We start from the raw sequence: 10,625 nt of genomic DNA, 5'->3' as shown, positions 1-10,625 counted from the left end.
CCTCTATACCCTTCACCTTACATTTTGTATAATAAAAGGGATTTACTTAATAAGGAGGAAAATAATGACACGAAATATTCCACAAGGCGAGAGGATACACTCAATTGATATCATTAGAGGAATAGCTGTACTAGGTATTTTTCTTGTTAACTGGCCAGTTATTGCCGGAGTTGACTCAAGTGAAATTTCAGGGATTTACGAAGGAGTAGACAGCTACATCCGCCTATTTTACGATATGTTTATTCAAACGAAATTTTATACTATTTTTTCGTTTTTATTCGGATTAGGTTTTTATATCTTTATGAATCGTGCTGAGGCGAAAACAGATCGTCCAAAAACTTTGTTTGTTCGCCGTCTTCTCATTTTATTATTGTTTGGTTTCTTGCATTACGTTCTTTTATGGGATGGAGACATCTTACATACTTATGCAATCACTGGGTTTTTCTTATTTCTATTTTATAAGAGAGAGCCACGTACTATTTTAATATGGTCAATTGTACTATTAAGTTTCATGCAATTATTCACATTATTAGGTTCTCTTCTAATGGCACTAGTGCCGTTAAATGAATTAGACCTTTCCTCAGCAATTATACCGTTAGAAAACTGGGGCTTACAAATCGAAGACAGATTCCATTCATTCTATTCGGAAGCAATAGGAAACAGTTTCATTATGCTTCCTGAAACACTAGGGTTGTTTTTACTCGGATTATACGCTGGTAAAAAAGATATTTTCCGTCGTGCAAAAGAATTAGATCCAAAACTAAAAAAATGGCAAATTATTATGTTCATTTTAACATTGCCGATGTGGTTTATTATGATTCACTTCTTTATTAACAACCAACCTTATACACCATTTACCCTTATGGGCATTACGATGATAAGCGGAAAAACATTATTCATCTTCTACATTTTCACACTCATGCGCTTATTACAAAAAGAAAGATGGCAAAAATTATTACGACCATTCCAATATGTCGGACGAATGGCGTTAACAAATTACATCACGCATACAATTGTTACATTACTTGTATTCGGGCTATTGTTCAAAAATTATTATCCCGCTCCATTATGGGTAGGGCCTCTATTTTGTATTGGTTTCTATACGTTACAAATCTTTATTAGCCGCTGGTGGCTTTCTCGTTACCAATACGGGCCACTTGAATATATTTGGCGCCTTGGTACGTATGGAAAGATGATGCCACTTAAAAAGAAAAGCAAGGTCTCATAATGAGACCTTGCTTTTCTATGCTTCTCTTACTGCACTTTGCATCGGAACTGGCTCTTCTTTTACTTTCACTTTACGCTGCGGCACCATATTAAATACAATATTTAAAAGTACTGCTGATGCACTTCCAAGTACAATTCCGTTATCAGTTAAAATACGAATATTTTCCGGAAGCTGTGAGAATAACGTTGGAACGACTGTAACACCAAGTCCGATTCCGACAGAACATGCAACGATTAATAAATTCTCTTGTTTTCCAAAATCAACACTGCTTAACATTTTAATGCCATACGCCATTACCATGCCGAACATTGCTAACATCGCACCGCCAAGTACTGATTTCGGAATAATTGTTGTAATGGCTGCGATTTTAGGAATAAACCCAAGAGCAATTAACATACCACCACAAGTATAGATAATAACGCGATTTCTTACTCCAGTTAATTGAACAAGGCCTACGTTTTGAGAATATGTTGTGTATGGAAATGCGTTAAAAATACCACCTAGAACCATTGCTAATCCTTCTGCGCGATAACCTTTTGTTAATTCTTTTTCACCGATCTTTTTATTGCAAATATCAGATAATGCAAAATATACACCTGTTGCTTCCACAATTCCTACGCAAGCAACGAGAATCATCGTAATAATTGGCGTTAATTCAAATGTTGGTGTACCAAAGTAAAACGGCTGAATACCGTGGAACCAATCTGCCTCTCCAACCGCTTGCAAGCTTACTTTCCCCATAAATGCCGCAACGATTGTACCGAACAAAAGACCAAGTAATATAGAGATTGAACGGATAAATCCGTCAAAGAAACGATACATAATAATGATAAATAATAAAACACCAAATGCTAAAGCTAAATTTTCTAAACTTCCAAAATCTTTGCTTCCAACTCCTCCAGCCATATCATTAATAGCTGCTGGAACAAGTGTAACCCCAATGACTGTAACGACAGATCCTGTTACAACAGGAGGAAACAGTTTTACAAGTTTCCCAAATAATTTCGCGAAAATAACAACAAATAATCCCGCAGCAATAATTGCTCCATATATAGAGGACACGCCGTATTGTTTACCAATTGCAATCATCGGTCCAACCGCTGTGAATGTACAACCAAGTACAACCGGAAGCCCAATACCGAAAAAGCGATTTGATAATGCTTGTAAAATCGTTGCTACGCCGCACATCAATAAGTCGATCGATACTAAATACGTTAATTCTTGTTGATTTAAACCAAGTCCCCCGCCAACAATAAGCGGAACAATAATTGCGCCAGCGTACATGGCAAGCATGTGCTGAATGCCAAGCGATGCAATTTTAAATGGGTGCTGCTTCATCGTTAGTTCACCTCCGCAGTTTCTTGCTGTACAAATGTAACTGTGCCGTTATCAAGTGATGCAATTTCTGCTAGTGATTCAACACGAACACCCTGTTCACGCAGCTTCTTTCCTCCATCTTGAAATGCTTTTTCAATAACAATGCCAATTCCCGCAATACTTGCCCCGGCTTGCTCTACTAAATTCATTAAACCTAAAGCAGCCTGACCATTTGCTAAGAAGTCATCAATAATTAGTACATGATCATTTTCATCAATATGATTTCGAGATAATGAAATCTCGTTCGTTTCTTGTTTTGTAAATGAGTATACTTCCGCAACATACATATTATCTTGTAACGTTAACGATTTACGCTTTCTTGCAAAAACTACTTTTACACCAAGCTCTAAAGCAGCCATAACCGCTGGTGCAATGCCTGAAGATTCAATCGTCACGATTTTTGTAATGTTCTCTTCTTTAAAACGCTTAGCAAATTCTTTTCCGATTTCTTGCATAAGTACTGGATCAATTTGATGATTTAAAAATGCATCTACCTTTAATACATCACCAGATAAAACCTTTCCTTCGTTCAAAATCTTTTCGTGTAATACTTTCATGTTAGTTCCTCCTCTTATGCAAATAAAAAACTCCAAAAGCCGCCACCACTCGTTACAAGTGAGAGACGTGCTTTTGGAGTTTCGCAAAAAAGAATGCTAAACAAGCAAATATATTCGTCCTCACTCATAGTCAAAGTATTTACGGTACTTCGGTAGAAACTTGCAGGCCATATCCCCGCGATTATATGAGTGTAGCTAACTTATTTATTTATAGAAGGATTATAACGCACTTTTTTCACTTTGAAAAGCATTTATCGAAAAAAACACGTACAAATTTTATGAAAACACCGTTTTTGTTCGAGTTTTCCAAACTTTCACATTTCATATTACAACGTCGTTAATATGATAGGACCATCCTTCGTAATCACAATTGTATGCTCATATTGTGCAGATAATTTCCCATCCATCGTCCGTGCAGTCCATCCGTTTAAATCTACTTTAGAATATCGCATACCGGCATTTACAATAGGTTCAATTGTAATTACCATTCCTTCTTGTAATTCTGGTCCTTGCCCTGACTTACCAAAATGAAAAATTGCTGGTTCCTCATGAATTTCTTTGCCAATTCCGTGTCCCGTAAAATCTCTTGCAACAGAAAACCCTTCAGCAGCTACATAACTTTCAATTGCGTATCCAATATCTCCAACATGGTTACCACTTATCGCTTGCTCAATCCCTTTATATAAAGCACTCTCTGCTACTAACAATAACCTTTTTGCTTCATCAGAAATATCTCCAACTATATACGTCCATGCAGAATCCGAAAGCGCACCATTTAAGTTTACTACCATGTCAATCGTCACAATATCTCCTTCACTTAAAGGAACATCTGTTGGAAACCCATGACACATTTCATTGTTTACAGATGCACATATTGCGTATGGATAATCGTTATACCCTTTCTGTTCGGATCTGGCACCATGCTCTTCTAAATATGCTTCAACAAACGTATCAATTTCTTGTGTAGTGATACCTGGTTTCATCATTTTTGCGATTTCTCTATGACAAGAAGCTAGTAACTTCCCCGATTCATGCATCAAATCTATTTCATTTTTCGTTTTAATTGTAATCATACTACCTCTACCTCTCCTTACTAAACTTGCTATTTGCTACTAAACTTCAATCATACACATCCTCTTCCAAAATTTCAAAACTTCTAATTACATCAAAATAAAAAAACAGAAGCCCCTTTCTGTTTCTTAATCATTTTTACATATATAGTTCATTTTCAAAAACTCAAAACAACTGCCATCCGTTTTTTGAATAAACGTCCCAACTGCTTCGAACCCTGCTTTTTTATATACTTTGATTGCCCTTTCATTAAATGCCGCTACTGATAATGTTATATAGTCACATTTATATTTTTCTTTACTAAAATCTAATCCAGCTTTTACGAACTGTAAACCTAATCCATTTCCTGTTATATCAGGTCTCATTCCAAGTCCTATATCAATCGTTTGATTATTTATTTTACCAAAACTAAAGAAGCCAATTATACTATCGTTTTCTTTCACGACAAATGTAGTATTTCCTCTCATATGAGCATTTAAAAACTCCATTAAATCTTCTTGATCTGCCTCTATATCATAAAAAGAATACTCCCCTTCATAATGCCAGTTGTATGCAATTTCTTCTGCTTCCGCTTGCGACATTACTGTAAACATATAGCCCATTTCTCTCACTCCCTCATAAAAAAGAGCTGCAATTAAGCAGCTCCTGTTTTATAACTCATAAATCTCTTTATATTTAGCTTCTAGATAATCAGCTAAGTAGTTTGCATTTAAACCTTCACCTGTCACATCTTTTAAAATTTCAAGTGGTTTTTTCGTTTTGCCGTATTGGTGAATATTCTCTGTTAACCATTCACGAATTGGTGTCACGTTTCCTTCTTCTAATAATGCATCAAAGTTTGGAATATCCTTTAGCATCCTTTGTTTAAATTGCGCTGCATACATATAACCAAGCGCATAAGATGGGAAATATCCAAACGAACCGCCAGCCCAGTGAACGTCTTGTAATACACCTTGTGCGTCATTCTCTGGACGAATACCTAAATAAGTTTCCATCTTATCATTCCATGCCGCTGGTAAATCTTTTACTTGCAGTGTGCCATCAAATAATTCTTTCTCCAGCTCATAGCGAACCATAACATGAAGCGGATATGTAAGTTCATCTGCTTCTATACGGATAAAGGATGGTTTTGACTCATTAATCGCATCATAAAACTCGTCTACTGATACGCCGTCAAATTGACCGTCACTATATCGCTTTAACAAATCATAGTTTTTCTTCCAGAACGACTTATTACGGCCAATGAAGTTTTCAAAGAATAACGATTGTGACTCGTGAATTCCCATTGATGTTCCACTGCAAAGCGGTGTTCCTTCTAGTTCCTCTGCAACATTTTGCTCATATACAGCATGACCACATTCATGAATCGTGCCGAAAACAGCCATACGGAAGTCTTTCTCATCGTAACGAGTCGTAATACGAACATCCCCTCTATTTAATGTAATTTCAAAAGGATGTACCGTTTCATCAAGACGACCCGCTTCAAAGTTATAGTTCAATTGTTTTAATAACTCTAAAGTAAAATTCTTTTGTTTTTCTTTTGAAAAATGTTCGGATAAAGCATTTGTTTTTAATTCTTTTTTAGACTCAGAAATTTCTTTCACAAGCGGAACGATACGTTCACGCAGTTGACCAAATACATGATCTAACACTTCTACTGTGATTCCCGGCTCATACATGTCTAATAGCGTGTTATATTTGTACGTTTCGTAACCCCAATATGTAATAAACTTCTTTTTGAATTCAACAATTTTTTCTAAATACGGACGGAACATTTCGAAGTCAGATTTTTCGCGAGCTTCTTCCCATACACTTTCCGCTTTCGCTTCTAATTTCACATACGCTTCATATTCCGCTTGTGGAATTTTCTTATTTCTATCATATTCTTTACGACACTCTTCAACCATTTTCTTTGTCGTTTCAGAAAGTTTATTTTCAACAATTAAAGATTCTAGTTCAGTTAAATAGTTCCCCATCTCATCTGAAGTCGACATCACAAACACTTCGGATGAAAGCATTCCAATTACTTCTGAACGCTGGTCTACTCCTTGCTTTGGTGCACCTGTTCTTAAATCCCAAAACATTAAGCTTAATGCTTCTCCATAATTCTCTATCTTCTTCACATATGTTAAAAATTGTTTTTCTACTTCATATGTAGCAACTGTCATAGTATAAAAAAACCTCCTTTTTCTACCTCAACCTTATTTCGACATTAAAACATAAATTCCTTTTCTAATAGAAAAAAAAAGCTTGGCAAGTGCCAAGCTTTTCCCTACAACATTTTTTCGCTTAAAGTACTTTTCCTTCTACCGGAAGCACTTTCTTCACTGCTTCTATCACTTTTTCATCTTCATTATCTGATAAGAATAATGATATAGCACCTTTATCTTCACTTGTACGAATTAAACGTCCAATTCCTTGGCGAAGACGTAAAATCATATAAGGCACATCTACGTCCCAGAATGGATCATTCACATGTTTACGCTTCGCTTCAAACACAGGATCGTTTGGAGGGAATGGTAATGACCAAATAATAACGTGTGATAATGATGAACCAGGAATATCTAAACCTTCCCATAAATGAACGGCACAAAGTACAGTCTCTTCTTCATTTTGGAAACGAGAAACGAGCTGACTAATTTCTTGATCTCCTTCATATAGGAACGGAACTGACATTTGCTCTTTACTTACATACTCTTTGAACGCTGCAAGTTCTTGCATTGTACGGAATAATACAAGCGTACGTCCATTTGTTTTCTGGATATTTTCAAGTGTATATTGACACTTTCTTTCCCATTCATTTTCTTTCGTATGCGATAGTAAGTTTACTGCCATTTGCTCTTCATAATCAAACGGTGAGGCAACTGAGAATGATAAATAATCTTTTACCCCTAAACTATTTGCTGTAAATGCGAACGAATCGTTATCCGATAATGTTGCAGATGAGAAAATGTACGGAATTTTCTTCGAGAATACTTTTTCTTGTAACACTTCTTCAACTGCACGTGGCATAATAACTAACGTGAAAGCACCATCACTTTCTTCACCCCACGTAATTACATTTTTCTCGTGCATGAAAAGACGAAGTGAATGCTCTAACACATCTAAATGCTCATCAACAATATTTAAATCGTATGTGTTTACTGTATGCATTTCACTTTCAAATACTAATGCATCACCGACTTCACCGATTTTCGCATAAAGTCTTTTCGCTTCTGCAGTTACCTTTTCTGTCACAGTAATTTCTAAACGATCAGAACCTTCAATTTCCTTTTTATTCTCTTGTAGTACCCCAAAGAATTGTTCAGTTTGCCAAATTGTTTCTTCTACTAAATGTGCGAACTCTTCACGAATATCGTTTTGTAATAATCTCGTTAAAAGTTGCTCCATCATCGTTTGTTTTAAACGGTACGTTAAAGCTTTTTGAGCTGCATACTCTACAAGATGTCCTTCATCGAATACAACGCAGCTACTTTCTGGTAATAACGGAATTTGCCCTTCACGTTTACGTGCATCATATGTCCAAATATGATCCATATAGAAGTCTTGAGAACAAATAATTAAATCTGCAGCTTTACGATAATGTTCACGAGAAAGTGTTTGACCACAACGATGACGAGAATCACAAGTGAAGCAATCTTGGAAGTAATCCCAGTTTACCTTTGACCATTCCTCGTCATTTAACAGTGGAAATTCTTTTCGATCACCATAGTGAGTAAAGTTCTGCATCGTACCATGATCGAATACGAACTGAGGTAATTCGTAATATACATCTTCAATTACTTCTGGAGCTCGTCCACTCATAACATCTTCAAGTTTACGCAAACATAAATAATTATCCATTGATTTCGCAAGTCTAACATCAACAGATAGCCCTAATGCTTCAGATAACTTAGCAATGTCTCCTTCTTCTTTCACAAGCTGCTCAATTAACGTTTCATCTGCACAAGCGATAATAGCTGGCTTCCCTGTATAACGTGCATAACAAATTGCATATAGAAGATATACAATTGTTTTCCCTGTTCCTACACCTGCTTCTGCAAACATAACTTTCTTCTCTTGGAAAGCGCGTTCTAACTGAAACGCCATAAAAATCTGTTCATCACGCTCTTCAAAGCCTTTTTCCGGAAGAATGTCGTAAAACACATCTCCAATCCACTCATTCAACTTATCATAAAAATTATCTTGTTTCCCTACTTCAAATGGTAACCTATTCTCAGTAAACATCCTTAGCCTCCAACCAAACAGTTTTTCTATAAAAAGATATAGCAACTGCTACTCACATGTGTGCAGCCACTTTCCCCTGTTGCAATACATAGAAATACACGAAAAAAAATTTCCCTTTCGAAAAAGGAAAATTTTTTTCTATATTAATGACTTTAAATACCGTTTATCAATCGCTGTTTCATGTGAAAGAGCTGACAAATATTCTTCCTGCGCTTTTTGTATTTCATCTACAATCGCACCTTGACTATCCACTTCTTTTCCGAGCTCATCATACGTACGGTGAATAGCTTTTTGAATCATTGATAATTGGAAACTATCCATATCACTTCCTCCTTTACGCATTACATAATAGCCAGTATATGCGCGCTGGAGGAGTTTTATACTATGAATTACGCGGTGGACGTTTTCCGAAGTATTGATAGTAATCTGTACGGATAAATCCGTTAAACAGTTTACGCTTTTTCGATGCATCTTTTCCGTAACACTTCTCAAATGCTTCATAACTTGTTAATAAATACATTGACCACGTATCTAATGGGCGGAATACCTCTCCCGTTTCTTTATATAATTTTTCAACAAGCGCTCTTTCACTTAAACGTTCTCCGTATGGAGGATTCGTTACAACATAGCCATATTCCTCTTTTGTCGTGAAATCTTTTACTTGCATTTGTTTAAATGATATAAGATCCCCTAATCCAACTTCATCTGCGTTATCTTGGGCAACTCTTATCATACGGTGATCGATATCTGATCCAATGATTTGCAATGGTTGATTATAATTTGCTAAATCTTCAGCTTCTTGACGAGCTTCACGCCAATTTTGTTTACCAACCCAGCCCCATTCATCCGATGCAAAGCCTCGGTTAAATCCTGGTGCGATATTTTGTCCAATTAATGCAGCTTCAATTGGAATTGTACCAGATCCACAGAAAGGATCAACGAAAGGACGATCCGGCTTCCAGTTTGTTAACTTAATTAAAGACGCAGCTAATGTTTCTTTTAAAGGCGCTTCACCTTGCTCAAGACGGTATCCACGTTTATGAAGACCTACACCACTCGCATCGATTGTTAACGTTGCAATATCTTTCAACATTGCAATTTCAATACGGAATAACGGACCATCTTCTTCAAACCAAGTTGTGCGTCTATACGTTGTTTTTAATTTCTCAACAACAGCCTTTTTAACAATACGTTGGCAGTCTGAAACGCTAAATAATGTTGATTTCAAAGATTTCCCAATAACAGGGAATTCACCGTTCTCTGGAATATAATCTCCCCAGTTTAACGCTTTTGTTTTTTCAAATAACTCATCGAATGTTGTTGCTTTAAATTCGCCGACTTTAATTTTCACACGGTCTGCAGTACGTAACCATAAATTCGTACGACAAATCGCTTTTTCATCCGCTTCAAACGTTACCTTTCCGTTTTCCACTTCACATTCATAACCAAGATCGCGAACTTCTCGGGCAACTAACGCTTCAATACCCATTGCCGCTGTTGCAATTAAAGTAACTTTTCCCATTTTCATTCACCTCTTATGTATAATCAAACAATAATTAATAACATGTTGTCCTATTAATTATCACATATTACGAAGAATATTCTCACTTACCATTTTAACTCACAACTTATAACTTCATACAAATAAAAAGCCCTCCTCTAACAAAGGAGAGCTGAGTTATTTCATAGTTGGTTCATAACGTTCTGTAAGCCATGTTCTGTTCCTTTGTACTGCAAACGGCCCACGCCTCGTACTCCGGTGGTAATCATCTATCTACAGGTTACGAAAACCTGTCCTTTTCCGTCGTTCATTTCCTTGGAAAAGATTCCCCTACCATTATTTGGGTTTCTCGCTCGTGGGGTTTACCTCGTTCCACTCCTATCATTTCTTCAAGGACTTCGTCACTGTGGCACTTTAAAGGTAGTCAAACCATATCCGAAAGGACTTAGGTTTTTTCCCTGCCGTTAAACCAGCCTCACAGCCAGAATACCCTAGCTTATGACTTGGCTAGGCACGAACACTACAACCATCTCAGGCTGTGCGAGCATGGACTTTCCTCTACAACGTTGGCGTTGCAGCGATTACCCAAACGTTATGACAAACATTAGTATAGTGGAAACAAAAAGATTTTGCAATGTTTTTTTCTATGCAAAATACTTTAACC

Annotated in this window: 9 protein-coding genes, 1 other RNA gene and 1 riboswitch; of the genes, 1 reads left to right on the top strand and 9 read right to left on the bottom strand. The window is 36.6% G+C overall.

Annotation, left to right across the window (positions count from 1 at the left end):
• Positions 1–64: 64 nt before the first annotated feature.
• Positions 65–1,228 (top strand): DUF418 domain-containing protein, encoded by a 1,164-nt coding sequence (locus AB3X48_RS12825; protein ID WP_078173014.1) that lies wholly within the window; start codon positions 65–67, stop codon positions 1,226–1,228.
• 15 nt (positions 1,229–1,243) lie between these two features.
• Here AB3X48_RS12825 and pbuX read toward each other — a convergent pair whose 3' ends face one another.
• The 9 genes from pbuX to rnpB all read right to left on the bottom strand — a co-directional run bounded on the left by pbuX (position 1,244) and on the right by rnpB (position 10,554).
• A complete protein-coding gene (pbuX, locus tag AB3X48_RS12820) occupies positions 1,244–2,566 on the bottom strand; it encodes a xanthine permease PbuX (protein WP_002135328.1) in 1,323 nt (440 codons plus the stop codon).
• 2 nt (positions 2,567–2,568) lie between these two features.
• Positions 2,569–3,162 carry a xanthine phosphoribosyltransferase gene (locus AB3X48_RS12815; RefSeq protein WP_002158546.1) on the bottom strand — a complete coding sequence of 198 codons (594 nt, stop codon included), beginning with the start codon at positions 3,160–3,162 and terminating at the stop codon, positions 2,569–2,571.
• A gap of 107 nt (positions 3,163–3,269) precedes the next feature.
• Positions 3,270–3,371, bottom strand: a riboswitch (purine riboswitch).
• Between the two features lie 117 nt (positions 3,372–3,488).
• Positions 3,489–4,235, bottom strand: coding sequence for a type I methionyl aminopeptidase (locus AB3X48_RS12810; protein WP_016104347.1), 747 nt, complete (start codon positions 4,233–4,235; stop codon positions 3,489–3,491).
• A gap of 126 nt (positions 4,236–4,361) precedes the next feature.
• Positions 4,362–4,835, bottom strand: coding sequence for a GNAT family N-acetyltransferase (locus AB3X48_RS12805; protein ID WP_016104346.1), 474 nt, complete (start codon positions 4,833–4,835; stop codon positions 4,362–4,364).
• Positions 4,836–4,883: 48 nt separating this feature from the next.
• Complete coding sequence (ypwA, locus tag AB3X48_RS12800) at positions 4,884–6,401, bottom strand: carboxypeptidase (RefSeq protein ID WP_016104345.1); 1,518 nt, start codon at positions 6,399–6,401, stop codon at positions 4,884–4,886.
• A gap of 121 nt (positions 6,402–6,522) precedes the next feature.
• A complete protein-coding gene (locus AB3X48_RS12795; RefSeq protein ID WP_002158552.1) occupies positions 6,523–8,460 on the bottom strand; it encodes an ATP-dependent DNA helicase in 1,938 nt (645 codons plus the stop codon).
• A gap of 138 nt (positions 8,461–8,598) precedes the next feature.
• A complete protein-coding gene (locus AB3X48_RS12790) occupies positions 8,599–8,781 on the bottom strand; it encodes a DUF3921 domain-containing protein (RefSeq protein ID WP_000376895.1) in 183 nt (60 codons plus the stop codon).
• Positions 8,782–8,842: 61 nt separating this feature from the next.
• A complete protein-coding gene (locus AB3X48_RS12785) occupies positions 8,843–9,982 on the bottom strand; it encodes a THUMP domain-containing class I SAM-dependent RNA methyltransferase (RefSeq protein ID WP_002149278.1) in 1,140 nt (379 codons plus the stop codon).
• A gap of 180 nt (positions 9,983–10,162) precedes the next feature.
• Positions 10,163–10,554, bottom strand: an RNA gene (rnpB, locus tag AB3X48_RS12780) — RNase P RNA component class B.
• Between the last annotated feature and the right edge of the window lie 71 nt (positions 10,555–10,625).

Source organism: Bacillus sp. S4 (assembly GCF_040838205.1).
Lineage (GTDB): Bacteria > Bacillota > Bacilli > Bacillales > Bacillaceae_G > Bacillus_A > Bacillus_A cereus_U.
Note: the sequence above shows the minus strand (reverse complement) of the source record. Positions and strands in the feature narration are given on the sequence as shown.

Excerpts from the sequence above, each read along its gene's own strand:
- AB3X48_RS12825 (WP_078173014.1), top strand. The coding sequence starts at position 65 with ATGACACGAAATATTCCACAAGGCGAGAGGATACACTCAATTGATATC.
- pbuX (WP_002135328.1), bottom strand. The coding sequence starts at position 2,566 with ATGAAGCAGCACCCATTTAAAATTGCATCGCTTGGCATTCAGCACATG.
- AB3X48_RS12815 (WP_002158546.1), bottom strand. The coding sequence starts at position 3,162 with ATGAAAGTATTACACGAAAAGATTTTGAACGAAGGAAAGGTTTTATCT.
- AB3X48_RS12810 (WP_016104347.1), bottom strand. The coding sequence starts at position 4,235 with ATGATTACAATTAAAACGAAAAATGAAATAGATTTGATGCATGAATCG.
- AB3X48_RS12805 (WP_016104346.1), bottom strand. The coding sequence starts at position 4,835 with ATGGGCTATATGTTTACAGTAATGTCGCAAGCGGAAGCAGAAGAAATT.
- ypwA (WP_016104345.1), bottom strand. The coding sequence starts at position 6,401 with ATGACAGTTGCTACATATGAAGTAGAAAAACAATTTTTAACATATGTG.
- AB3X48_RS12795 (WP_002158552.1), bottom strand. The coding sequence starts at position 8,460 with ATGTTTACTGAGAATAGGTTACCATTTGAAGTAGGGAAACAAGATAAT.
- AB3X48_RS12790 (WP_000376895.1), bottom strand. The coding sequence starts at position 8,781 with ATGGATAGTTTCCAATTATCAATGATTCAAAAAGCTATTCACCGTACG.
- AB3X48_RS12785 (WP_002149278.1), bottom strand. The coding sequence starts at position 9,982 with ATGGGAAAAGTTACTTTAATTGCAACAGCGGCAATGGGTATTGAAGCG.